20 protein-coding genes and 1 tRNA gene are annotated in these 24,803 nt (G+C 69.5%); 10 read left to right on the top strand and 11 right to left on the bottom strand.

What is annotated here, in order from left to right; translation table 11 throughout:
• The first annotated feature begins 165 nt into the window (after nt 1-165).
• Nucleotides 166-1,443 carry a serine--tRNA ligase gene (gene serS / locus AB0G47_RS32055; protein ID WP_360777169.1) on the top strand — a complete coding sequence of 426 codons (1,278 nt, stop codon included), beginning with the start codon at nt 166-168 and terminating at the stop codon, nt 1,441-1,443.
• Complete coding sequence (locus tag AB0G47_RS32050; RefSeq protein ID WP_360777167.1) at nt 1,440-2,264, top strand: HAD family hydrolase; 825 nt, start codon at nt 1,440-1,442, stop codon at nt 2,262-2,264. The genes serS and AB0G47_RS32050 overlap by 4 nt, the downstream gene beginning before the upstream one ends.
• Nucleotides 2,265-2,316: 52 nt before the next feature.
• Here the strand turns inward: AB0G47_RS32050 and AB0G47_RS32045 are convergent.
• The 5 genes from AB0G47_RS32045 to AB0G47_RS32025 form a co-directional block, all read right to left on the bottom strand.
• Nucleotides 2,317-2,403: transfer RNA gene (locus tag AB0G47_RS32045), tRNA-Ser, on the bottom strand.
• 346 nt (nt 2,404-2,749) lie between these two features.
• The gene (locus tag AB0G47_RS32040) at nt 2,750-3,469 is read right to left on the bottom strand and encodes an ABC transporter permease (RefSeq protein ID WP_360777165.1); all 720 of its coding nucleotides are present in this window, start codon (nt 3,467-3,469) and stop codon (nt 2,750-2,752) included.
• 11 nt (nt 3,470-3,480) lie between these two features.
• Nucleotides 3,481-4,392: an ABC transporter ATP-binding protein gene (locus AB0G47_RS32035; RefSeq protein ID WP_360777163.1), complete on the bottom strand. Its 912-nt coding sequence runs from the start codon at nt 4,390-4,392 to the stop codon at nt 3,481-3,483.
• On the bottom strand, nt 4,389-5,294 hold the full coding sequence (locus AB0G47_RS32030) for an ABC transporter permease (RefSeq protein WP_360777161.1): 906 nt from the start codon (nt 5,292-5,294) through the stop codon (nt 4,389-4,391). The genes AB0G47_RS32035 and AB0G47_RS32030 overlap by 4 nt, the downstream gene beginning before the upstream one ends.
• On the bottom strand, nt 5,284-6,285 hold the full coding sequence (locus AB0G47_RS32025) for an ABC transporter ATP-binding protein (RefSeq protein ID WP_360777451.1): 1,002 nt from the start codon (nt 6,283-6,285) through the stop codon (nt 5,284-5,286). Before AB0G47_RS32025 ends, AB0G47_RS32030 begins: the two co-directional genes overlap by 11 nt.
• A 260-nt stretch (nt 6,286-6,545) precedes the next feature.
• Between AB0G47_RS32025 and AB0G47_RS32020 the strand changes: the two genes are divergently transcribed.
• The 7 genes from AB0G47_RS32020 (at nt 6,546) to AB0G47_RS31990 (ending at nt 13,806) form a co-directional block, all read left to right on the top strand.
• Nucleotides 6,546-7,397 carry a M24 family metallopeptidase gene (locus AB0G47_RS32020; RefSeq protein ID WP_360777160.1) on the top strand — a complete coding sequence of 284 codons (852 nt, stop codon included), beginning with the start codon at nt 6,546-6,548 and terminating at the stop codon, nt 7,395-7,397.
• Nucleotides 7,394-9,187 (top strand): SDR family oxidoreductase, encoded by a 1,794-nt coding sequence (locus AB0G47_RS32015; protein ID WP_360777158.1) that lies wholly within the window; start codon nt 7,394-7,396, stop codon nt 9,185-9,187. Before AB0G47_RS32020 ends, AB0G47_RS32015 begins: the two co-directional genes overlap by 4 nt.
• Nucleotides 9,184-10,116: a metal-dependent hydrolase gene (locus AB0G47_RS32010; protein ID WP_360777156.1), complete on the top strand. Its 933-nt coding sequence runs from the start codon at nt 9,184-9,186 to the stop codon at nt 10,114-10,116. The genes AB0G47_RS32015 and AB0G47_RS32010 overlap by 4 nt, the downstream gene beginning before the upstream one ends.
• Before the next feature lie 61 nt (nt 10,117-10,177).
• Complete coding sequence (locus tag AB0G47_RS32005; RefSeq protein WP_360777449.1) at nt 10,178-11,131, top strand: MerR family transcriptional regulator; 954 nt, start codon at nt 10,178-10,180, stop codon at nt 11,129-11,131.
• A 154-nt stretch (nt 11,132-11,285) separates the two neighbouring features.
• On the top strand, nt 11,286-11,849 hold the full coding sequence (locus AB0G47_RS32000; RefSeq protein ID WP_360777447.1) for an RNA 2'-phosphotransferase: 564 nt from the start codon (nt 11,286-11,288) through the stop codon (nt 11,847-11,849).
• Between the two features lie 84 nt (nt 11,850-11,933).
• Nucleotides 11,934-12,857: an LLM class flavin-dependent oxidoreductase gene (locus tag AB0G47_RS31995; protein WP_360777154.1), complete on the top strand. Its 924-nt coding sequence runs from the start codon at nt 11,934-11,936 to the stop codon at nt 12,855-12,857.
• Nucleotides 12,858-12,918: 61 nt separating this feature from the next.
• A complete protein-coding gene (locus AB0G47_RS31990; protein WP_360777152.1) occupies nt 12,919-13,806 on the top strand; it encodes a Cof-type HAD-IIB family hydrolase in 888 nt (295 codons plus the stop codon).
• A gap of 66 nt (nt 13,807-13,872) precedes the next feature.
• On the opposite strand, the gene AB0G47_RS31985 is transcribed toward AB0G47_RS31990, so the two are convergent.
• From AB0G47_RS31985 to AB0G47_RS31965, 5 genes are all read right to left on the bottom strand, one after another.
• Nucleotides 13,873-14,910, bottom strand: coding sequence for a M23 family metallopeptidase (locus tag AB0G47_RS31985; protein ID WP_360777150.1), 1,038 nt, complete (start codon nt 14,908-14,910; stop codon nt 13,873-13,875).
• Nucleotides 14,911-15,092: 182 nt separating this feature from the next.
• Nucleotides 15,093-16,829 carry a GAF domain-containing protein gene (locus AB0G47_RS31980; RefSeq protein ID WP_360777148.1) on the bottom strand — a complete coding sequence of 579 codons (1,737 nt, stop codon included), beginning with the start codon at nt 16,827-16,829 and terminating at the stop codon, nt 15,093-15,095.
• A 101-nt stretch (nt 16,830-16,930) separates the two neighbouring features.
• Nucleotides 16,931-20,440 (bottom strand): thiol reductant ABC exporter subunit CydD, encoded by a 3,510-nt coding sequence (cydD, locus tag AB0G47_RS31975; RefSeq protein WP_360777146.1) that lies wholly within the window; start codon nt 20,438-20,440, stop codon nt 16,931-16,933.
• Nucleotides 20,441-20,479: 39 nt separating this feature from the next.
• Nucleotides 20,480-21,484 carry a cytochrome d ubiquinol oxidase subunit II gene (gene cydB / locus AB0G47_RS31970; protein ID WP_360777144.1) on the bottom strand — a complete coding sequence of 335 codons (1,005 nt, stop codon included), beginning with the start codon at nt 21,482-21,484 and terminating at the stop codon, nt 20,480-20,482.
• Nucleotides 21,485-21,499: 15 nt separating this feature from the next.
• Complete coding sequence (locus AB0G47_RS31965) at nt 21,500-23,038, bottom strand: cytochrome ubiquinol oxidase subunit I (protein ID WP_360777142.1); 1,539 nt, start codon at nt 23,036-23,038, stop codon at nt 21,500-21,502.
• Between the two features lie 256 nt (nt 23,039-23,294).
• Here AB0G47_RS31965 and AB0G47_RS31960 point away from each other — a divergent pair, with 256 nt between their 5' ends.
• Nucleotides 23,295-23,669, top strand: coding sequence for a cyclophilin-like fold protein (locus tag AB0G47_RS31960; RefSeq protein ID WP_360777140.1), 375 nt, complete (start codon nt 23,295-23,297; stop codon nt 23,667-23,669).
• Nucleotides 23,670-23,705: 36 nt separating this feature from the next.
• Here the strand turns inward: AB0G47_RS31960 and hisC are convergent, their stop codons facing one another.
• The gene (gene hisC, locus AB0G47_RS31955; protein ID WP_360777138.1) at nt 23,706-24,785 is read right to left on the bottom strand and encodes a histidinol-phosphate transaminase; all 1,080 of its coding nucleotides are present in this window, start codon (nt 24,783-24,785) and stop codon (nt 23,706-23,708) included.
• Between the last annotated feature and the right edge of the window lie 18 nt (nt 24,786-24,803).

The following is a 24,803-nucleotide window of genomic DNA, read 5'->3' as shown; positions in this document are numbered from 1 at the left end:
TTATTGACCGGCGCCCGACCGGCACCCGATCGACACTTGTCGCCCCATGGCGAACCATTCCAGCCGCACCTCTATCCGGAATTCACACTCCGGCAAATGGGACATAACCACACAGAGTGGAATATCGAGTCGTGGGCCGGAAGCGGGCACCGGTAGCCTTGTGGGGTGATTGACCTTCGCCTGCTCCGTGAGGACCCCGACCGTGTTCGCGCCTCCCAGCGCGCCCGTGGAGAGGACGTCGCCCTCGTCGACGCCCTGCTCTCCGCCGACGAGCGGCGCAGGTCGTCCGGGCTCCGCTTCGACGAGCTCCGTTCCGAGCAGAAGGCGCTCGGCAAGCTGATCCCCAAGGCCTCGGGTGACGAGAAGGCCGAGCTCCTCAAGAAGGCCGGCGAGCTCTCCGCCGCCGTCAAGGCGGCCGACGCCGCCCAGGACGAGGCCGACGAGGAGACCAAGCACCTCCTCAAGCAGCTGGGCAACATCGTCCACCCGGACGTCCCGGTCGGCGGCGAGGAGGACTTCGTCGTCCTCGACACCATCGGCACCCCGCGCGACTTCGCGGCCGAGGGCTTCGAGCCGAAGGACCACCTGGAGCTCGGCGAGGCGCTCGGCGCCATCGACGTCGAGCGCGGCGCGAAGGTCTCCGGATCGCGCTTCTACTACCTGACGGGCGTCGGCGCGCTGCTCGAGCTGGCCCTGGTCAACGCGGCGATCGCGCAGGCCACGGAGGCCGGGTTCATCCCGATGCTGACGCCTTCGCTGGTCCGCCCGCGCGCCATGGAGGGCACGGGCTTCCTCGGCCAGGCCGCCGAGAACGTGTACCACCTGGAGAAGGACGACTACTACCTGGTCGGCACCTCCGAGGTCCCGCTCGCGGCGTACCACATGGACGAGATCATCGACGCCGACAAGCTGCCCCTGCGGTACGCGGGCTTCTCGCCCTGCTACCGCCGCGAGGCCGGCACGTACGGCAAGGACACCCGCGGCATCTTCCGCGTGCACCAGTTCGACAAGGTCGAGATGTTCTCGTACGTCGACCCGGCGGACGCGGAGAACGAGCACAAGCGGCTCCTGGAGTGGGAGAAGCAGTGGCTGACCGGCCTCGGCCTGCCCTTCCAGGTGATCGATGTGGCCACCGGTGACCTCGGTTCCTCGGCGTCGCGCAAGTACGACTGCGAGGCGTGGATCCCCACCCAGGGCAAGTACCGCGAGCTGACCTCCGCCTCGAACTGCGACGGCTTCCAGGCCCGCCGCCTCTCGATCCGGGTCCGCGACGGCAAGAAGGTGCAGCCGCTCTCGACGCTGAACGGCACGCTCTGCGCCGTCCCGCGCACCATCGTCGCCATCCTGGAGAATCACCAGCAGGCCGACGGTTCCGTGTGGGTGCCCGAGGTGCTGCGTCCGTACCTGGGGGGACGAGAGATCCTGGAGCCCATCAACAAGTGAGCCACCCTGCTCCCGACGTCCCGTCCTTCCCGTACAAACTCGTCGCGACCGACCTCGACGGAACGCTCCTGCGCTCCGACGACACGGTCTCGGCGCGTACGCGCGACGCGCTCACCGCGGCCACCGCGGCGGGCGCCGCGCACATCATCGTCACCGGCCGTGCCGTGCCCTGGACCCGGCACATCCTCGACGACCTGGGCTATGAGGGCCTGGCGGTCTGCGGGCAGGGCGCGCAGGTCTACCACGCGGGGGAGCACCGCCTGCTGACGTCGGTCACGCTCGACCGGCAGCTTGCGGGCATCGCGCTCGCCAAGATAGAGGCGGAGATCGGCCCGCTTGCACTGGCCGCGAGCCGGGACGGCCTCGACGGCGAAGTGATCGTCGGTCCCGGGTACGCGGTCCAGGACGGCCCGCTGCCCGCCGTCCCGTTCACCGATGTCGCCGAGCTGTGGGCGGCTCCTTTGAACAAGGTGTACGTCCAGCATCCGGGCCTGAGCGATGACGCGCTGGCCGCTGTGGCGCGGGAGGTGGCCGGCGGTCTGGTCGGCGTGACGATGGCCGGCGAGGGCATCGTCGAGCTGCTCCCGCTCGGCCTCTCCAAGGCGACCGGCCTCTCCCTGGCGGCCCGCCGCCTGGGCGCGAAGGCCGCGGACACGATCGCCTTCGGCGACATGCCCAACGACATCCCGATGTTCGGCTGGTCAGCACATGGCGTAGCCATGGCCAACGCCCACGAGGAACTCAAGGCGGTGGCGGACGAGGTGACGGCATCCAACGAGGACGACGGAATCGCGGCGGTGCTGGAACGGATGCTGGGCTGAGGGGTTTCACCCCGGGCGCCTTGATGGGGCCCAAGCCCAGTGCAACGTCTCGCGGAGGATGCGCGGATCGAACGCGCGCAGGGTGTCAGCCCTGACGACGGCTTAGCAAGCCGCTGCCTTACCACTCGGCCAATCCTCCGGGTGGGCGGCCCGCGCAGCGAAGTGCGCGCTCGAAGCGGCCGCCCCGGGCATCTCCCCCGTGGGCGGGGCTCTACGGAGTGAGTAACTACTCCGAAGCCTGCCGCGGGCTGCCCTGCTGGGAACTCGACGGACTACTGCTGATGGACACGTCGGCTCCTCTCCCAGAAGGTGGGCGCCAGGCTGTGGCGCGGTGACATCAACTACTCTGCCCGCGCCGGAAGTTCACCGCCACCGAATTAATCCGCCCTGGCGGAGCCGCCGCCGACGGCTCCCTGGAAACAGCGCACCCTCCCACCAGTGTCCTGGCAGGAGGGTGAAGACGCCGTCAAGACCGAACCGGGCGGCTACTCCTCCCCGGCCAGCGTCAGCGACCGCAGCTTCTGTCCCGCGTACCAGGTGGCGAGCACCGTGACGCCGACGAGGAGGACCGTGGCGACGGGCAGGCCGACGTCCGAGGTGACCAGATCGCCCTCCGCTGTCCTCTGCGCGACGGCGAGGGACCACTGCTGGACGCTGAGCGTGCGCGCCCCGGAGACCAGCGACCCGAAGACGGCCTCCCAGACGAGGGCGTAGACCAGGCCGAAGACCACCGCGTGCCGGGTGATCGTGCCGAGGAGCAGGAACATCGCCGCGTACGCGATGGAGGCGACCAGGGCGGCGATGGTGTACGCCACGGCGATCTGCTGGCCGTTGCCGTTCAGGATCATGCCCGCGATGAAGGTCGGGATCGCCGAGAAGGCCATGGTCACGGCGATGGCGACGATCAGCTTGGTGAAGATGATCGTCGGCCGCTTGACCGGCTTGGACAGGAGATAGACGACGGAACCGTCGTCGATCTCGGGACCGATCGCGCCGGTGCCGGCGATGACGCCGATGATCGGCACCATCGTGGCGAGCGCGAATCCGCCCAGGAGGTCGACGGCGATCTGGTCGTCGGCGCCGCTGAATCCGCGGACCGCCGCGGCGATCACGATCAGCAGGACGGGCAGGGCGAAGAGGATCAGAGCCCGGCGGCGGCCGAGCAGGGCCCGGTAGGTGAGCCGGGCGACAGTGGGGTCGTACACGGTGGCTCCCTTCAGGCCGCGACGAGATAGGAGAAGACCGACTCGAGGGACTCGTCCGAGGGCGAGACCGTGAGGAGCCGGATGTCGTGATCGCGGGCGATGCGTGGCAACAGGGCGGTGAAACGGCCGAAGTCGACGGCCTGGATGCGCAACGCGCCTTCCTTGAGGTCGACTTCGATGCCGGCGGTCGACGGGTCGGCGATCAGTGCGGCGGCCAGAGCGCGGTCGTCGCTGGAACGGACCAGGTAGCGGTGCGGGCGGTCCGTCATCAGGCGGCGGATCTTGCGGAAGTCGCCGCTCGCCGCGTGCCGTCCGGCCACGATCACCTCGATGTGCGAGGCCAGTTGCTCGACCTCTTCGAGGATGTGCGACGAGAACAGGACCGTGCGGCCCTCGTCCCCCATGCGCCGCAGGAGGTCCATCAGCTGCATGCGCTGGCGGGGGTCCATGCCGTTGAACGGCTCGTCGAGCAGCAGCACGGACGGCTCGTGGACGAGGGCAGATGCCATCTTCACGCGCTGGCGCATGCCCTTGCTGTACGTCGAGATCTTGCGGTCCTGCGCGTACTCCATCTCCACCGTGGCGAGCGCCCGGTGGGCGGCGCGCTCGTCCAGGCCGTGCAACTCGGCGTTGGCGACGACGAATTCGCGGCCCGTGAGGAAGTCGTACATCGCCTCGCGCTCGGGGACGATGCCGATGTCCTTGTAGATCTGTTCATTGCGCCAGATCGGCTTGGCGTCGAGCGTGACGCTGCCGGTGGAGGGGGCGAGGAAGCCCCCCATCATGTTGATGAGGGTGGACTTCCCCGCGCCGTTCGGCCCGAGGAGGCCGGTGACGCCGGGGCCCACGTTCATCGTGATGTCGTTGACCGCCACCACGTTGCCGAACCAGCGTGAGGTGTGATCGATGTTGATGGTGCTCACAGTCCGACCTTCCGGTAGCGGCGCATCATCGCGCCGTAGCAGCCCGCGATGAGGGCGAGGACGACGATCACGTAGACCACGCCCGTGCCGGACGAGGGGCCTTCCCCTCCGGGGAAGGCGGAGGTCGCGCCGAGGAAGGCGGTCTGTACGCCGTCGATGAGCGTGATCGGCGAGAAGAGACCGAGCCAGGCGATGGCATCGGTGCTGCCCTGTTCGTAGGCGATCGCCTGGACCGTGGACACCGCTCCGTAGGAGATGGTCAGCACGGCGATGACGGCGGCGATCCCGAAGCCGCGGCGGGGGGTGATCGCCGAGATGACCAGGGCGATGCCGGCGAAGAGGAGCGAGAGCAGCGCCACGGAGACCAGTCCCTGGCCGAAGCCCTTCGTCTGGTCCGCGAAGTCGAGCTTGGCGAGCAGCGCCCCTACGTAGAGCACGAGCAGCGGGGCGGCCGTGAGGATGAAGAGGGCGGATGCCATCGCCGCGAACTTGGCGCGTACGTAGTCACTGTGCTCGATGGGCCGGGAGAAGTAGAGCGGAACGGTCTTGAAGCGCAGGTCGCGGGAGACGGTCTGCGGGGCCTGGGCCGCCAGGTAGAGGCTGATGACGGCTTGCAGCACGATCGCGTAGCGCGTGTAGTCGAGGGGGAGGTCGTTCGCCTTCGTGGTCACGGCGACCGCCACCATGATCGCTGCGGGGACGCACATCACCGCGAAGAGGATCATGGGGAGGACCTTGGACTTGGCGGAGCGGCCCAGGCCGTACGCGCCGCGCAGGCTCTGTGAGAAGAGCGAGCGGGTGGCGTAGGCGCGGCCAAGGCGCGGACCGTCGTAGTTGCGATACCCGATGTTGTGGATCCGGGTCTGTTCACCGGCGCGTGCCGGGGTCTGCTCAACCGCCATGACGGACCGCCTCCTTCCCCTCTGCTTCGTGATCGGCGTGATCGGCGTCATCGGCTTGATCGGACTGACCGGAGTGGAAGACCTCCGCGATGTGGTGCCTGCGCTGTTCCATCCGGACGAGGCCGAGGCCGAGGTCCGCGACGAGGTCGCGCACCAGGTCGTACGTCTCCTCGCTCTCCGCTTCGAGCAGCACGGTGTGCCCGGCGCCGGGGAGGGTGCCGCCCTCGTGGGTGGCGACTCCGCGTCCCTTCAGCGCCTCGCGCAACGCGCTGGTGCCGTCCGGGTGCTCGTCGGTGTCCGTCACCTCGACGGCCAGCGTCGTGGTGGTCTGGGTGAAGTCGGTGGTGGAGCTGGAGCGCAGCAGCTTGCCGCCGTCGATGACGACGACGTGGTCACAGGTGCGCTCCAGCTCGCCGAGGAGGTGCGAGGTGACCAGGACGGAGATGCCGAAGTCCGTGTGGACCCGGCGGATCAGGCCCAGCATCTCGTCACGGCCCACGGGATCGAGGCCGTTGGTCGGCTCGTCCAGGAAGACCAGGTCGGGGTCGTGCACAAGCGCCTGCGCGAGTTTCACGCGCTGCTTCATGCCCGTCGAATAGCCCCCGATGGGGCGGTAGCGCTCCTCGTACAGGCCCACGTGCCGCAGGGTGTCCGCCGTGCGCTCGCGGGCCGCGGCGGGCGGCAGCCCCGACATGCGCGCCATGTGGACGACGAACTCGGTGGCCGACACGTCGGGCGGCAGGCAGTCGTGCTCGGGCATGTAGCCGACGCGCTCACGGATCTGGCCGCCGCGCGTTGCGACGTCGAGTCCGAGCACGGCGGCCGTGCCCTCCGTGGCGGGGGACAGACCCAGCAGGATCTTGATCAGTGTGGACTTGCCGGCTCCATTGGCTCCGACGAGTCCGGTCACACCGGGCCCGATATCCATGGAGAGCCGGTCAAGCGCGGTCACCCTCGGGAACCGCTTGCTCAGGCTTTCGGTCGCGATCACAGTCACGCATTCGACGGTAGTGGCGCAGACCACACCAGTCGTCAGACCACGGGCTTGCCCTGCCCTCACTCTGGAGTATTACGGGCCCGTAAGGGTCGTCCGGAAGTCGACCCCTGGGGGATCTTCCGGACCTGTCCCGCAGGGTTGTGCAGAACTATTGACGCAGCCGCTGAGCATTGTCACATTCATCAGTGTCAAGTTACGACCGCGTACGGCGATGGACCGGACACGGGTGGACCGGACACGGGACGGACGGTGGCATGACCTCAGCAGTGGCAGGCGAACTCTCGGCGGAACTGCGGGGGTTCAGGGAAGTGCAGACCCTCGCGTATGAATGCGCGGAGGCGGTCGCGGCGCAGCTCAAGCCCGGGGTGACCGAGCGCGAGGCGGCGCGGATGCAGCGTGAGTGGCTGCGCGAGCGGGGCGTGCGGGACTGGTTCCACCTGCCCTTCGCCTGGTTCGGGGACCGCACGGCGTTCGTGAACTTCCGGATACCACTGCAGTTCTTTCCCACCAACCGCAGGCTGGAGCCGGGGATGCCCTTCATCCTCGACATGGCCCCGGTCTACAAGGGATATACGGCGGATATCGGCTACTCGGGCTGTCTCGGCCTCAACCCCGTGCACGACAAGCTGCTCGCGGACCTCGAGGCGCACCGTGAGCTGATCCTGCGCGAGGTGCGTGAGCGCCGCCCGCTGCGCGAGATCTATGAGGACGTGGACCGCCTCATGGTCCGCCAGGGGTACGCCAACCGCCACCGCGCGTATCCCTTCGGCGTCATCGCGCACAAGGTCGACCGTGTGAAGGAGCGCCGCCTGACGCCGCATGTCTTCGGCTTCGGCACCCAGTCCCTCAAGGGCCTGGCGAGCGACGCGATCCATGGCCACCGGGACGGCTGGTCGCCGCTCTGGTCGCCGTACAAGTTCTCCGACCACCCGCCCCAGAAGGGGCTGTGGGCGGTCGAGCCGCACCTCGGATTCCGGGGCACGGGCGCGAAGTTCGAGGAGATCCTGGTCGTCACCGACTCCAAGGACCCCGAGCAGAGCGCCTTCTGGCTGGACGACGATCTGCCGCATGTGCGGCGCTGGGCTGAGGAAAGGGCCGTCGCATGAGCGCGGGGGGATTCACCAACGGAGTCGCCAAGGGACTCAACGGCGCGCGCGAGCGCTGGGTGCGTACGGGCGGAGTGGAGCTGTGCGTCGCCGAGCTCGGTGACCCGACGCTGCCCACGGTGCTGCTCGTGCACGGCTATCCGGACTCCAAGGAGGTGTGGTCTGAGGTCGCCGAGCGTCTCGCCGACCGCTTCCATGTCGTCCTGTACGACGTGCGCGGACACGGCAGGTCGACGGCCCCGAAGCCGCTGCGCGGCGGCTTCACCCTGGAGAAGCTGACCGACGACTTCCTGGCCGTCGCCGACGCGGTGAGCCCGGACAAGCCGGTGCACCTGGTCGGGCACGACTGGGGGTCGGTGCAGTCCTGGGAGTTCGTCACGGTCAGGCGGACGGAGGGGCGGATCGCCTCCTTCACCTCGATGTCGGGACCCTCGCTCGACCACTTCGGGCACTGGATCAAGAAGCGGATGTCACGGCCGACTCCGCGCAAGGTGGGTCAGCTGCTCGGCCAGGGCGCCAAGTCCTGGTACGTGTACATGCTGCACACGCCGGTGCTCCCCGAGCTGGCCTGGCGCGGGCCGCTCGGCAAGCAGTGGCCGAAGATCCTCCAGCGCGTGGAGAAGGTCCCGGCGGGTGACTATCCGACGCCGTCGCTGCCCTCCGACGCCGCGCACGGCGCCTGGCTCTACCGGGACAACGTCCGCGCCCGGTTGCGCAGGCCCCGCGCGGACGCCTACGCGCACGCGCCCGTGCAGCTCATCACGCCGTCCGGGGACATCTTCCTTTCGGAGCGGCTCTATGACGAACTGGAGCTGTGGGCCCCGCAGTTGGTGCGCCGCAGCCTGCCGGCCAAGCACTGGGTGCCGCGCACCCGCCCCGACCAACTGGCCGGCTGGATCAGCGAGTTCGTGACGACCAACGAGGACGGCGTGCCCGCCAACGACAGTGTGGCCACAGGGAAGCACGCCGATCGTTTCGGCGGCCAACTGGTCCTGGTCACGGGCGCGGGCAGCGGCATCGGCCGGGCCACCGCCTTCGCGTTCGCCGAGGCGGGAGCTCGCGTGGTGGCCGTCGACCGGGACGCGGAGAGCGCGGCGCGCACCGCGGAGATGTCCCGCCTGATCGGCGCCCCGCAGGCCTGGGGCGAGACGGTCGACGTCAGCGACGAGCAGGCCATGGAGAAGCTCGCCGAGAAGGTCGCCAGGGAGTACGGCATCGTCGACGTCCTGGTGAACAACGCGGGCATAGGCCTCTCCGGCTCGTTCCTCGACACGAGCGCCGAGGACTGGAAGAAGGTCCTGGACGTCAATCTGTGGGGCGTGATCCACGGCTGCCGGCTCTTCGGCAGGCAGATGGCCGAGCGCGGCCAGGGCGGTCACATCGTGAACACCGCGTCCGCTGCGGCGTACCAGCCGTCGAAGGCGCTGCCCGCCTACAGCACGTCCAAGGCGGCGGTCCTGATGCTCAGCGAGTGCCTGCGCGCCGAGCTCGCGGGCCAGGACATCGGGGTCTCCGCGATATGCCCGGGCTTCGTGAACACGAACATCACGGCGACGTCCCGCTTCGTCGGTGTCGACACCGACGAGGAGAAGCGCCGCCAGAAGAAGACGTCGCGGCTGTACGGCCTGCGCAACTACCCGCCGGAGAAGGTCGCCGACGCGGTCCTGCGCGCGGTCGTCAAGAACCAGGCGGTGGTCCCGGTCACCCCGGAGGCCCGCGGCGCCCACCTCATGTCCCGCTTCACTCCCAAGGCCCTGCGTGCGATAGCCCGATTGGAGCCACCGTTGTGAGCACGGAGAAGAACGCCGAGACGAGCACCGAGGAGCACTACACGATCGTTCCGCGCCGGGTCTCCTTCGACTGGGAAGAGACCCCGCTGCACTGGATACCGGACGAGCCCACCGCCACCCACGTCATCAACGTGCTGCATCTGCTGCTTCCGGCGGGGGAGCGGTGGTTCGTGAAGGTCTTCAAGGAAGGCCTGCCCCTGGTCACCGATCCGGTGCTGCTCAAGGACGTCAAAGGGTTCATGGGCCAGGAGGCCACGCACAGCGTGCAGCACGCGCATGTGCTCGACCACCTGGCGGCGCAGCGGCTCGACACCGCGGCGTTCACCAAGTACGTCGACCTGCTCTTCGAGAAGATCCTCGGCGAGAAGCCGCCGCTCGGAGTGCCGATACCGACGCAGGAGTGGCTGCGCTACCGCCTGTCGATCGTCGCGGCGATCGAGCAGTTCACCGCCGTCCTGGGCAACTGGGTGCTGCACGCCGACGGCCTGGACCACGCGGACGCCGACGAGGTCATGCTGGACCTGCTGCGCTGGCACGGCGCGGAGGAGGTCGAGCACCGCTCGGTCGCCTTCGACATGTACCAGCACTGCGGCGGCGAGGGCCTGCCCCGCTACGCCCGTCGTATCGCGGGCATGGCGGTCACGGCACCCGTGATGCTGTACCTGTGGGTCTGGGGCACGGCCTACCTGATGCGCCGCGACCCGCAGCTGGCGGGACGCCTGCGCTACTCCCTGGCCGAGCACAACAGGGCGGTGCGCAAGGGTCTGCTGCCCACATGGCGTGAGCTGGGTGCGGCGATACCCCGCTATCTGCGGCGGTCGTACCATCCCTCGCAGGAGGGCTCCCTGCGCAGGGCCGTGGAGTATCTGGCCGAGTCGCCCGCGGCGCGGGCCGCGGCGGCCGCTGTCGGCAGGGCGGCCATCGCCTAGCACAAGGGTTCGTGGAGGGGCGGGGAGCGTGGACGAGCAGTCGGGCGCCGGGCACAGACTGGTGGAGCACGACGGCACCGGGCACAGACCGGTGGAGTACCGCATCGAGGACCTGGCACATCACAGCGGCGCCACGGTGCGCACGATCCGCGCCTACCAGGACCGAGGGCTGCTCCCCCGGCCCGAGCGGCGCGGGCGGGCCAATGTGTACGGCGACGCGCATCTGGCGCGGTTGAGGCAGATAGCCGATCTGCTCGACCGCGGCTACACCTTGGCCTCCATCAAGGAGCTGCTTGAGGCCTGGGACGCGGGCCGGGGTCTCGGCGGTGTGCTGGGGCTGGCCGCGGAGGTCGGCGGTCCGTGGACGGACGAGAAGGCCGACCGGATCACGCGGGCTGAGCTGGACGCGGCGTTCGGCGGCAAGCCGGACGACGCGGCGGTCGCCGACGCGGTCGCGCTCGGTGTGCTGGAGCCGATGCCGGGGCGGGACGACGAGTACTTGGTTCCGAGTCCCCAAGAGCTCGCTGTGGCAGTGGAGTTGCACGCGGCGGGAGTTCCGCTTCTGGCAATCTCCGGCCATCTGCGGGAGTTGAGGGGGCAGGTGGAGCACATAGCCTCCCGTTTCCTCGAGTTCACCACCGAGCATGTCTTCGCGCGCTATCTCGGACACCACCCGCCGACCGACGCAGATGCCGCGGAGGCCGCCTCGCTCGTCCGTCGGCTGCGGCCGCTGGCGCAGCAGTCGGTCGACGCCGAACTGGCCCGAGCCATGCGCCTGTTCGCCACCCGCCACCTCCAGCAGCACCTCACATCGGGGATGCCGGCATCTCGTACGGATGAGGCGCTTCCCGTAGCGCTGCCCGCGTCGACAACCCGGGCCGTGGAGGCCCTGGTTGGTCGGGAGAACGTCGCGGCGTTCATCGCGGCGGCCACCGAACGTGAGCTGCAGGCCAGGACATTGGACTCACTTGCCGCAACTCATACCAATCCAGGATCTGTTGCCCAAAGCACCTAAACAGCCTGTGTGTTGTCCACAGAATCGCCAATTCCCCTGTGGATAACTGGACTTGGCTGTGGATCAAACCTGTGGACGCAAATCGACCGATGAAAAGTCGGTGGACGAAAATCAAGTGCGGGGAGAACGGCCCGTGCGCGACTCTGAACGGGTGATTGAAGAACCCCCCACCGACGAACGACGCACCGTGAAGGTGTCGAAATACCTGTCGAAACACCTGCGCCATCAGCCCGAGCGGATCGGTCTCGCGCTCGACGAGAGCGGGTGGGTGGAGATCGACACCCTCATCGCCGCGGCCGCTCGGCACGGATTCCGCTTCACCCGCGCCGAGCTCGACCATGTGGTGGCCGCCAACGACAAACAGCGCTTCGCCGTCGAGAACGGCCGGATCCGCGCCAGCCAGGGCCACTCGATCGACGTGGACCTCAAACTGCCGCCGGCGACCCCGCCCGCGTATCTCTTCCACGGCACAGTGGCCCGCAATGTCGCCGCGATCCGCGCCGAGGGCCTGCGGCCCATGAACCGCCATGCCGTACATCTCTCGCCCGACCGCGAGACCGCCACCCGGGTCGGCGCCCGCCGTGGCCGCCCCGTCGTGCTCTCCGTGGACGCGGGGGCGATGCACCGCGACGGGCACACCTTCCAGGTCAGCGCCAACGGCGTCTGGCTCACCGCCGCCGTGCCACCCGGCTATATCCGCTTCCCCGACCGGCACTGATCCTTCCCAGCCGGCACTGACCGCTTCCCCGACCGGCAATGATCACTTTCCCGACCGGGACTGACCGGGCATACGCTCTGATACATGAGTTTGCGTCTGAGCACAGTGATCCTGCCCGTCACCCGCTGGCACGAGGGCGGCAAGCAGCGCTGGCAGCGGGCCGAGGAGCTGGGCTTCCACACCGCGTACACCTACGACCACCTCTCCTGGCGGACCTTCCGTGACGGGCCCTGGTTCGGCGCGGTGCCGACCCTGACCGCCGCCGCGGCCGCCACAGACCGGCTGCGCCTGGGCACGCTGGTCACCTCGCCGAACTTCCGGCATCCGGTGACCCTCGCCAAGGACCTGATCACCCTCGACGATGTGTCCGACGGCCGGATCACCCTCGGCATCGGCGCGGGCGGCAACGGCTTCGACGCCACCTCGCTGCTCAAGACCGGCGAGGAGCCCTGGACGCCGCGCGAGCGGGCCGACCACTTCGGAGAGTTCGTTCCGCTGCTCGACCGCCTTCTTACAGAAGACGTCGTTTCGTACGACGGCGAGTACTACTCGGCGTCCGAGGTGCGGAACATCCCGGGCTGCGTGCAGCGCCCCCGGCTGCCCTTCGCGGTGGCCGCCACCGGACCGCGCGGGCTGAAGCTGGCCGCGCGCCACGGCCAGGCATGGGTGACCACCGGCGACCCGAAGCTCTTCGAGAACGGCACCCCGGAGCAGTCACTTCAAGCCATTCGCGGCCAGGCCGAGAAGCTCGGCGCCGCATGCGAGGCGATCGGCCGCGATGTCGCCGAGCTCGACAAGATCCTTCTCACCGGTTTCACGCCGGATCGCCCTCTCGACTCCTTCGACGCGTTCATCGACTTCGCCGGCAACCACGCTGAGCTGGGCTTCAACGAGATCGTGCTGCACTGGCCGCTGCCGGGGACGGACTTCGCGGCGGACGAGAAGCTCTTCGAGCGGATCGCGACGGAGGCCCTGGTCCAGCTGGGCGGCGCCACACCAGAGGCGTAAAGGCACTCAAATGTGCGCCCCAGCGCACGCCCGTGCACCCAGATGCGGGACAATCGGTGGCGTGACCTCAGCTACCCCACGGCCCCAGACCCCGGCCGCCTCCGTCCCGCACCGACCCAAGGCACGGCTGATCGCCACGGACCTGGACGGCACTCTGCTGCGCGACGACAAGTCCGTATCGGACCGCACCGTGGCCGCGCTCGCCGCCGCCGAGGAGGCCGGCATCGAGGTCTTCTTCGTCACCGGCCGACCGGCCCGCTGGATGGATGTCGTCAGCGACCATGTCCACGGCCACGGCCTCGCCATCTGCGGCAACGGCGCGGCCGTCGTCGATCTGCACGGCGGCGCCGGCAGCCATAGCTTCGTCAAGCTGCGGGAGCTTCGGCGCGAGGACGCGCTCGACGTCGTGCACGTCCTGCGCGACGCGGCCCCCGGTACGTCCTTCGCGGTCGAGCGCACCGGCGGGCTGCACCACGAACCGACGTACCCGCCCCTGCACTTGGAGCCCGGGGAGAGCGTCGCGCCCGCCGAGAAGCTCCTGGCGGAGGACTCCGACGCCGTGGACCAGCCCGTCCTGAAGGTCCTCGCCTACCACCCCGAGCTCGCCCCCGATGAGTTCCTCGCCGTGGCCCGCACCGCTGTGGACGGCCGCGTCGAGATCACCCGCTCGAGCCCGAGCGCGCTCCTGGAGATCAGCGGCCCCGGCGTCTCCAAGGCCAGCACCCTGGAGCTGTGCTGCGCCGAGCGCGGCATCACGCCCGCTGAGGTCGTCGCCTTCGGGGACATGCCGAACGACATCGAGATGCTCTCCTGGGCGGGCACTTCGTACGCGATGGGCAACGCGCACCCGGACGTGATCGCCGCCGCGTCGGGGCGCACGGTGGCCAACAACGAAGACGGCGTCGCGGTCGTCATCGAGCAGATCCTGCAGGACCGACTGACCGGCTGACCGACTGACCGATCCTGTGGGACCGCCCCGAGCGCCTGACCGCCTGAGCGGCTGAGCCACCCGGCGTCAGAGCGGCACCCCCCGCTCGGCCAGCCACGTCGCCGGATCGATCCCGGACCCCAGATACGGCGTGAGCCGCACCTCGAAGTGGAGGTGCGGCCCCGTCGAGTTGCCCGTCGTGCCCGCCTGCCCGACCCACTGCCCCGGAGCCACCAGGTCCCCCTGGTCGACGGTGACGGCGGCCAGATGCGCGTACTGCGTGTAGTAGCCGCCCTCGTGCTCCACCACGACCTCGATGCCGAAGGCGCCCCCGCACGACACCTTCACCACCCGGCCCGCGCCGACCGACCGCACCGGTGTCCCGATGCCGACCGCGAAGTCCTGCCCCGTGTGCCGGCTCGCCCAGCGCGCGCCCGCACTGGCGAAGCCCGCCGAGAGTTCGTACGTCTCCACAGGCGGCACCCACGCGCGCGTGTCGACGATGTGCGGCTGCTCCAGGCGTACGGCACCGCGGCACTGCCCGGCGGCCGCGGACCGGTCGGCCTCGCCCTGCAGGGCCCACTGCGCCGACGCCAGCTTGCTCTCGATGCCGCGCTTCAGTCTCGCCAGATGTGCGTTGCGCCGGTCGAGCGTGCGCTTGGCCCGGTCCGCCGCGTGCTTGGCGTCGGCGAGTCTGGCTGCTGCCCGCTGGGTCTTGACGACGGCGTTGCTGACCGCGAGATCCACCTGCCACAGGACCCGCTGACCTCGCATCAGTTCCTCGGGGCTGTCGGCGAGCAGCAGTTGGGCGGTCTGGGGGAGTCCGCCACCGGTGCGGTACTGCGCGCTGGCCATCCGGCCGAGGTCGCCCTGCAGCACCGCGACGGCGTGCTGCTCCTTCGTGAGGAGTCGGTCCAGTTTCCGGACCTCGGCCCGCTGCACCTCTGCGGCCCGCTGCCCCGCTTCGTAGTGCACGGTCGCCGCGGACGCCTCTTCGTAGAGCCGCGCCACCTCGGCACTGGCGCCCGGCCCTTCGGAGGCAGGGGCCGGCGTGGGGACAAGGAGTGCGCACAGCAGTACCGACACGGTGACGAGAGGGTGGATACCGCGGTGGCTCAGGCGCATGTCACGGATCGTTGTCCCGCCACCCTCACCCGGTCCTGCTCAACTCGTACACCCGGGGCACCCGGTGCCCCGAACGGCCCACTGCCGTACGGCCGAACAGGGCTCTACGGAGAGGCCGGGTTCGGTAACGCCCCACCCGTAGAGGTCGATTCAGTCCCCGCAGATCCGCCGCAGAGACCGGTTCAGTACGGCGCCTGCCACACCACCGTCGTACCGCCGCCGTCCTCACCGATGCCCGGGCCGTACCAACTGTCGCCGCCCAGCGACTCCGCACGCCTCTTGAGGTTCTTCAGGCCGCTGCGCCGGCCGCCCTGCGCGATGCCGACGCCGTCGTCCGAGACCGTCAGACGGACGCCCTGCTGCCCGTCGGGCAGGATCACCGTCGCGTCGACGACGACGTCGATGTGGTCGGCCCGCGCATGCCGGAACGCGTTGGACAGCGCCTCCCGGAGCGCGGCGATGAGGTTCTTGCCCGCGAGCTCGCCGACCACCGTGTCGACGGGCCCCACGAAGTGGTGCGACGGCTTGAAGCCGAGCGGCACGGCGGCCATGTTGATCTCGCGCAGGACACGTGTGCGCAGCCCCGAAGGGGCCTCAGCGGGCCCCTGCTGCAAGGCGAAGATCGCCGTACGGATCTCCTGGATCGTCACGTCGAGCTCGTCGACGGCCTTGCCCACACCGGTCCGCACCTCGGGGACGACGGACCTGCGCTGTGCGCTCTCCAGCATCATCCCGGTGGCGAACAGGCGCTGGATGACCAGGTCGTGCAGGTCCCGTGCGATGCGGTCCCGGTCCTCGTACACGGCGAGCCGTTCACGGTCGCGCTGCGCCTCGGCCATCATCAGGGCGAGCGCGGCCTGCGAGGCGAACTGGGTGGCCAGCGTCCGCTCGGTCTCGCTGAACGGGCGGGCGCCACGCGCGCGTGGCGTCACGAGCGTCCCCATGACACGGCCGTCGCTCTGCAGCGGCAGCATCATCACTGGGCCGTAGCCGCGGGCCAGGTCGGTCATGATCCGCGGGTCCGTGGCCGCGTCGTCGACGAACACGGACTCCCCGGCCAGGAGATCGGTGACGATCCGGCTCTCCGCGGGGATGACCATGCCGAGCGCGCCCAGGGGTTCGTCCGAGGAGACGGCGACGATCTCCATGCCGCCCTCGTCCTCGGGCAGCAGCACGATCCCGGCGGCCGAGTCGGCGAGATGCCGGGCTTGTTCGGCCACTACGGAGAGGGCCTCTTCCGCATCGCTGCCCGAGAGCAGCGCCGTGGTGACGGCCACGGAGCCGTCGATCCAGCGCTCGCGCTGCATGGCTGCTTCGTAGAGGCGTGCGTTGCCGATGGCGATGCCCGCCTCCGTGGCGAGCACGCGGACCATGTGCACGTCGTACTCGTTGAACTCGGCGCCGTCCCGCTTCTCGGTGAGATAGAGGTTGCCGAAGATCTCGCCCTGGACGCGGATGGGGACGCCGAGGAAGGTCCGCATCGGCGGGTGGTTCGCCGGGAAGCCGCAGGAGCGCGGGTCGGCGGAGAGGTCCGCGAGGCGGAGGGTCTCGGGCTGGTGGATGAGGGCGCCGAGCAGCCCCTTGTGTCCGTCGGGGAGGTGCCCGATCCGTTCGGCCGTCTCCTCGTCGATGCCGGTGTGGACGAAGTCCGAGAGCCCCTTGCCGTCCTCGGAGACGACGCCGATGGCCGCGTAACGGGCGTCCGCGAGCTCGGCGGCCGTCTCGCAGATGCGGTCGAGCGTGGTGTGCAGTTCGAGCCCTGCGCCGACAGACCGCATCGCCTCGAGCAGCTGCGGCACCCGCGCGGTCAGCTCGGGGGAGAGCCCCTGGAGGCTGCGGGTCGCCCGCTTCGCCGCCTCGATCGGGTCCGGAGTGCCGTCGGGAGGCGGTGAGGCGGCGGAGGCCGATGGGGCTGACATGCTTTGAGAGTAGTTAGTCCTATTTGGCGAGGAAAGTCGGGGCTGTTTGGCGAGGAAAGTCGGGGCTGACGCCCCTGCCCGGTCGGCACCGGAGTCCCGCCCTACCCGGCGGTCAGCAGCAGGTCCGCCGCGCTCTCCCGCTCCCGCATGCGCGCCAGCGGCCCGTCCACCGCCACGAGGTCCGCGTACGCGCCGCGCTGCACGATCCGGCCCGCGTCGAGGACGATCACCTCGTCCACCGCGTCGAGCCCGGCGAGACGGTGCGTGATGAGCAGCGTCGTACGCCCCTCGGTGGCAGCCAGCAGGTCATCGGTGAGGGCGTCCGCGGTCGGCAGGTCGAGGTGCTCGGCCGGCTCGTCGAGGACGAGGACGGGGAAGTCGGCGAGCAGCGCGCGGGCCAGGGCGATGCGCTGGCGCTGGCCTCCGGAGAGGCGCGCCCCGTGCTCACCGACCAGGGTGTCGAGGCCTTCGGGCAGCGAGTCGGTCCACTCCGTGAGCCTGGCCCGCGTCAGGGCGTCGCGCAGTTGGGCGTCGCTCGCGTCCTTCCGCGCGATGAGCAGGTTCTCGCGTACGGAGCTGTCGAAGATGTGCGCGTCCTGGGCGCAGAGCCCGACCAGTTCGCGCACGGTGTCACCGTCCAGGACGGCCGCTTCGGTGCCGCCCAGCGTGTACGTGCCCTCGGTCGTCCCCAGGAAGCGCAGCAGGACCTGGGCGAGCGTCGTCTTGCCGGAGCCGGACGGGCCGACCACGGCGATCCGCCGGCCCTGCTCCAGCGTCAGGCCGACACCCGCGAGGGCGTCCCGGTCCTGTCCCTCGTAGCGGGCGTGCAGTCCTTCGAGACGGAGCGGGAAGGGTGACTGCGGACGCTGTGCCGGCTCGGCAGGCTCGGGTACGGGTTCGGGGGCGTCGAGGACCTCGTAGACGCGCTCAGCGCTCTTCCTGACGCGCTGGCGGTACTGCACGGCGAGCGGCATCCCGATGACCGCCTCGAAGGCGGCGAGCGGCGTGAGGACGACGACGGCGAGCGCGACCCCGCTCAACCGGCCCTCGTGCACCGCCTGTACGCCGACGAGGGCGGCGGCGGCCACGGTGAGCCCGGACGCGAGCGCACCGAGTCCGTCGCCGAGCGCGGTGGCCGTGGCGGTCCGTGACGCGATCCGGGTCAGCTCGGCATCGGCTTCCTTCGCCGCCGCGGTACGCCGGGGCAGCGCGCCCGCAACCGTCAACTCGGCGGTCCCGGTGAGCAGATCGGCCACCCTTGTGGCGAGCACCCCGCGCGCGGGAGCGAGCTTCCGCTCGGCGCGGCGGGCGACGCCTCCGGAGAGCAGCGGTACGCCCACGCCTGCGAGCAGCAGGCCGACGGCGAGGACGGCGCCCGCTTCCGGCAGCAGCCAGGCGGTGAAGCCGACGGCTCCGGCGCCCACGACGGCGGCTGCCGACGCGGGAAGCAGCCAGCGCAGCCAGTAGTCCTGCAGGGCGTCGACGTCCGCGACGAGACGGGACAGGAGGTCGCCGCGGTGGCGGTTTCTGAGCCCGGCGGGGGCGAGGCGTTCCAGGCGCCGGTAGACGGCGACACGGGTGTCGGCCAGCATCCTCAGGACGGCGTCGTGCGAGACGAGGCGCTCGGCGTAGCGGAAGACGGCGCGCCCCATGCCGAAGGCGCGGGTCGCCGTCACGGCGATCATCAGGTACATCACCGGGGGCTGCTCCGAAGCCCGGCTGATCAGCCACCCGGAGGTGCCCATCAGCCCTACGGAGCTGCCGATCGCGAGGGCGCCCAGCAGGAGGGCGAGCCCGAGCTTGCCCTTCCGCTGGCGCGCCGTCCCCCGCAGCCGGGCCAGAACCCCGCCCCCGGAGTGCGAGCCACCCCAGGCCCCCGCCTGATCACCCGTCACCACCGGGTCGCCAGAAGTGCCTTCGGCAGCCCCTTGTCCGTCGGCCGCCCCGCCCATCTGGACGGGCACCCGGGCGGCCGCGATGTCCAAGGCGTCCAGCCGTACGACCCGGTCGGCAACGCCAAGCAACGCCGGCCGATGCACCACCAGCAGCACCGTCCGCCCGACAGCCAACCGCCGAACCGCCTCGACAACCCCCTCCTCGGTCTCCCCGTCCAGAGCCGCGGTCGGCTCATCAAGGAGCACCACAGGCCGATCGGCCAGGAAAGCCCGCGCCAGCGCAAGCCGCTGCCGCTGCCCCGCGGAAAGCCCCGACCCGTCCTCCCCGAGTACGGTCTCCACCCCGCCCGGCAGCGCGGACACGAACTCCCACGCCCCCGCGGCCCGCAATGCGCCCCGCAAGGAAGCATCGTCCGCGTCCGGCCGCGCGAGCCGTACGTTCTCCGCGATGGACCCGGCGAACAGATGAGGCCGCTGCGGAACCCAGGCGATGCGCTCACGCCACAGATCCGGCGAGACGTCCGCGAGGTCGACGCCGCCGACCCGAACCCGCCCCTCGGCGGGTTCCACAAAGCCAAGGACGACATCGAGCAGCGTCGACTTGCCCACGCCGCTCGGCCCGACCAGAGCCACCGTCTCGCCCGGCTCCACCGCGAACGACACTCCGGAGACCGCGTCCGACGCCCGCCCCGGATACCGGACCGTCACGCCCTCCACGCTCAGCGTCCCCGTAGGCGCCGCCGCCTCCCCCGTGACCCGCACCGGAGTCTCAAGGACCTCGAAGATCTCCTCGGCGGCCGAGAGCCCCTCCGCCGCCGCGTGGTACTGCGCACCGACCTGACGCAACGGCAGATAGGCCTCGGGCGCCAGGACGAGGATGACGAGCCCCACGTACAGATCCATGTCTCCATGGACGAGCCGCATCCCGATGGTCACCGCGACCAGCGCCACCGACAGCGTCGCGAGCAGCTCCAGCGCGAACGACGACAAGAAGGCAATGCGCAACGTACGCATCGTCGCCTGCCGGTACTCGCCCGTGATCTGCCGGATCGACTCGGCCTGCGCCTTGGCGCGCCCGAACACCTTCAGGGTCGGCAGGCCCGCCACCACGTCCAGGAAGTGCCCCGACAGGCGGGAGAGGAGCCGCCACTGACGGTCCATCCTGTTCTGTGTCGCCCAGCCGATCAGGATCATGAAGACCGGGATCAGCGGCAGCGTCACGACGATGATCGCCGCCGACACCCAGTCCTCGGTGACGATTCTCGCGAGCACCGCCACCGGCACGACCACCGCGAGCCCCAACTGCGGCAGATAGCGCGAGAAGTAGTCGTCGAGCGCGTCCACACCGCGCGTGGCCAACGAGACGAGCGAGCCGACCCGCTGCCCGGTCAGCCACCCCGGACCCAGCTGTCCGGCCCGTTCGAGCAGCCGCCCCCGCAGCTCCGACTTGACCGCCGCGCTCGCCCGGTGCGCCGCGAGTTCGGTCAGCCAGGAGACGAGGGCCCGTCCCGCCGCGACCACCGCGAGCAGGACGAGCGGGGTCCCCAAGTCGCCTACGGAGAGCCCTCGCTGGAAGGCGCCCACGACGACCTCGGCGATGAGCATCGCCTGGGCCACGACCAGGCCCGCCCCGGCGACGCCGAGGACCACCACCGCGATCAGGAAGAACCGGGTGGCACGGGCGTACCGGAGCAGACGCGGGTCGATCGGTTTCACGTGAAACACACCTTCCGGGAAACCACGGGACGTCAGAACCTAGTGAGCGGCGTCAGCGATGTGCTGCGTACCGATCCGCTTGCGGAACACCCAGTAGGTCCACGACTGGTAGAGCAGCACGATCGGCGTCGCGATCGCCGCGCACCAGGTCATGATCTTCAGGGTGTACGGGCTCGACGAGGCATTGGTGACTGTGAGGTTCCACTCCTCGTTCAGCGACGACGGCATGACGTTCGGGAAGAGCGTCAGGAAGAGCATCGCGACAGCGGCCACGATCGTGATGCCCGACAGCGTGAACGACCAGCCCTCGCGCCCGACCTTGATCGCCCCGATGGCTCCCACCAGCGCGGCCACGGCCACGATCATCGCGACCAGGCTCTTGCCGTCACCCTTGTCCACCTGCGTCCAGGTCAGGAAGCCGAGCGCGAGCACGGCCGTGACCAGGCCGAGCCCCAGCGCCATCTTCCGTGCCCGGACCCGGATGTCGCCCACCGTCTTGAGCGAGGCGAACACCGCGCCGTGGAAGGTGAAGAGCGTCAGCGTGACGAGCCCGCCGAGGATCGCGTACGGGTTGAGCAGGTCCCAGAAGTTGCCCACGTACTCCTTGTGGGCATCGATCTTCACGCCGCGCACGATGTTGCCGAAGGCCACACCCCACAGCACCGCGGGGACCAGCGAGGTCCAGAAGATCGCGTGCTCCCAGTTGCGCTGCCAGTTCTCCTCGGGCCGCTTGGCGCGGTACTCGAAGGCGACACCGCGCACGATCAGGCAGAGCAGGATGATCAGCAGTGGCAGATAGAAGCCCGAGAAGAGCGTCGCGTACCACTCGGGGAAGGCGGCGAAGGTCGCGCCGCCCGCCGTGAGCAGCCACACCTCGTTGCCGTCCCAGACGGGACCGATGGTGTTGATCAGGACCCGCTTCTCGACCCGGTCGCGGGCGAGCAGCTTGGTCAGGATGCCGATCCCGAAGTCGAAGCCCTCCAGGAAGAAGTAGCCGATCCACAGGACGGCGATCAGTACGAACCAGACGTCGTGGAGTTCCATGTCCGATCAGCTCCTTCAGTACGAGAAGGCCATGGGCCGGTCGGCGTCGTCATCTGCGTCGGAGTCCTTGCCCGACCCCGGGCCGCCGATCTTGGTCGGCGGGTTGAGATCGGCCTCGGTCAGCTCGGGCGGCCCCTGCTTGACGTACTTGAGCAGCAGCTTCACCTCGATCACGGCGAGGATCGCGTAGATCGCGGTGAACACGATCAGCGAGGTGAGCACCTCACCCTGCGAGACTCCCGGCGAGACCGCGTCCCTGGTGCGCAGCACGCCGTAGACCACCCAGGGCTGACGCCCCGTCTCGGTGAAGATCCAGCCCCAGGCGGTGCCGATGAGCGGGAAGATCAGCGTCCACTGGGAGAGCAGCCACCACCACTTGCCGAGCTTCGGCGCAAGCTGCTTGTTCTTGGTGAGCATCAGCTTGGGGATGTCGTCCTCGCCGGTGCGGTGCTCCGGAGCGAGCCAGAACTTCTTGCGCGTGAGCCAGAGGCCGGCGGTGCACAGGGCCATCGAGACGCCGCCGAAGCCGATCATCCAGCGGTAGGACCAGTACGTGGTGGGGATGTTGGGCCGGTAGTCGCCGGGCCCGAACTTCTCCTGCGACTCCTTGTTGATGTCGTTGATGCCCGGGATCTCGGCGCTGAAGTTGTTCTTGGCGAGGAAGGACAGTATCCCGGGGATCTCGATGGCGACCGTGTTGTGGCCCTTGGCGACATCGCCGTACGCGAAGAGCGAGAACGGCGCCGGCTTCTCCGTCTCCCACAGGGCCTCGGCGGCCGACATCTTCATCGGCTGCTGCTCGTACATGACCTTGCCGAGGGTGTCGGCGCTGATGACGGTGAGCAGCGTGCCGACGAACGCGGTGACCAGGCCGAGTCGCATCGACATCCGCATGGTGCGGATGTGCTGCTTCTTACGGAGGTGGAAGATCGCGATGCCGGTCATGAAGGCGCCACCGACCAGGATGGCGGCCGAGATGACGTGGAAGAAGTTGACGAGCGTCGTCTCCTGGAAGAGCACCGCCGCGAAGTCGGTGAGCTCCGCGCGCTTGGTGCCGTCCCGCTCCACGATCTTGTAGCCGACCGGGTGCTGCATAAAGGCGTTCGCCGCGATGATGAAGTACGCCGACAGGACGGTCCCGATGGAGACGATCCAGATCGTGGCGCAGTGCAGCTTCTTGGGGAGCTTGTCCCAGCCGAAGATCCACAGGCCGATGAAGGTCGACTCGAAGAAGAAGGCGATGAGGGCTTCGAAGGCGAGCGGGGCCCCGAAGACGTCACCGACGAAGCGCGAGTAGTCGGACCAGTTCATGCCGAACTGGAACTCCTGGACGATGCCGGTGACGACGCCCATCGCGATGTTGATCAGGAACAGCTTCCCCCAGAACTTGGTGGCCCTGAGGTAGTGCTCCTTGCCCGTGCGCACCCAGGCGGTCTCGAGGATCGCCGTGAGAGCGGCCAGCGAGATCGTGAGCGGTACGAACAGGAAGTGGTAGACGGTGGTGATGCCGAACTGCCAGCGCGCCAGTGTTTCCGGCGCCAGAGCCAGGTCCACGCGACTTCTCCTTACGTGCCGTAGTCACATCGGCAGTTTGCGCTTTTAATCCCACTGATTCCGGGATGAACGAGACACGCTTGTGAACGCGTTCACATTCACAAGCATTATGTCGTACCGCCTGTCGGTACCCGTAAGGGGGGGGTCCCCTACCGGGCGGTACACAGGGACGTATCGACAGGAACGCGAAGAAAGCCCCCGGGGTGCGTCCCCCGGGGCCTTCCCAACGGCTTCAACATATTGTTGAATCCGCGCCATGCAGATACGGATCTCCTGGCCCTCAGGCCACCTGACCGCGACGATCGAGGACACCCCGACCGCCCAGGCCCTGGGCAAGGTCCTGCCGCTCGCCTCCACCGCCCACACCTGGGGCGAGGAGGTCTACTTCGACACGGGCGTGAGCGTCCCGATCGAGGACGGCGCCCAGCAGGTCGTCGAGCCCGGCACGGTCGCCTTCTGGACCGACGGCGACGCGCTCGCCCTCCCCTACGGACCCACCCCGATCTCACGGGGCGACGAGTGCCGCCTCGCGAGCCCGTGCAATCTCCTCGGCCGGATCGACGGCGACCCGCGCCTGCTGGCCACCGTCCGCTCCGGCGATCCCGTCCGCGTCGAGCTCACCACCGGCTGACCACGCCGAACCGCGCTGCAGCAAAGCCGCGCAGGCTCAGAGCTCCTTGCGGAACGCCTCCGCCGTCTGCAGGAAGATGTCGTTGGCCTCGGTCTCCCCGATCGTGGCCCGCATCCCCTCGCCGGCGAACGGCCGCACGACCACACCGGCCTTCTCGCAGGCGTCCGCGAAGTCGGCGGTGCGCTCCCCGAGCCGCAGCCACACGAAGTTCGCCTGCGTCTCGGCGACCGTCCAGCCCTGCGCCCGCAGCGTCTCGACCACCCGCGTGCGCTCGGACACCAACGAGCCGACCCGGCCCATCAGTTCGTCCTCGGCCCGCAGCGAGGCCACCGCCGCGTCCTGCGCGACCTGGCTCACCCCGAAGGGCACCGCCGTCTTGCGCAGGGCGGCCGCCACCGGCTCATGGGCGATCGCGAAACCGACGCGGAGGCCGGCCAGGCCGTACGCCTTGGAGAACGTACGCAGCACGGCGACGTTCGGACGCTCGCGGTAGAGCTCGATGCCGTTCGGCACCTCGACATCACGGATGAACTCGATGTACGCCTCGTCCAGGACGACAAGGACATCGCTCGGCACCCGGTCGAGGAACCGCTCGAGCTCGGCCCGGCGCACGACCGTGCCGGTCGGGTTGTTCGGGTTGCAGACGAAGATCAGCCGCGTCCGGTCGGTGATGGCCTCGGCCATCGCGTCCAGGTCGTGCACCTCGTCCGCCGTCAGCGGTACCTTCACCGACTTGGCCCCGCTCACCTGCGTGATGATCGGGTACGCCTCGAAGGACCGCCAGGCGTAGATGACCTCGTCACCCGGTCCGCACGTGGCCTGAAGCAGCTGCTGCGCGACGCCGATGGAACCGGTGCCCGTCGCCACATGCGACACCGGCACCCCGAAGCGGTCGGCGATCTCACTCATCAGGCCGGTGCAGGCCATGTCCGGGTACCGGTTGAAGGAACCGGCCGCGGCGAGCGCGCTCTCCATGACACCGGGGAGCGGCGGGTACGGATTCTCGTTCGAGGACAGCTTGTACGCCACCGGACCATCGGCCGCGGCAGGCTTGCCGGGCTTGTAGGTGGGGATACCCTCCAGCTCGGCGCGCAGCCTCGGGTTCGTCTCGCTCACCGCAGTCCTCCTCTTGAA

This window comes from Streptomyces sp. NPDC021622 (assembly GCF_040640795.1).
GTDB lineage: Bacteria > Actinomycetota > Actinomycetes > Streptomycetales > Streptomycetaceae > Streptomyces.
The sequence above is the reverse complement of the archived record's forward strand: the minus strand, read 5'-3'. Positions and strand labels throughout refer to the sequence as shown.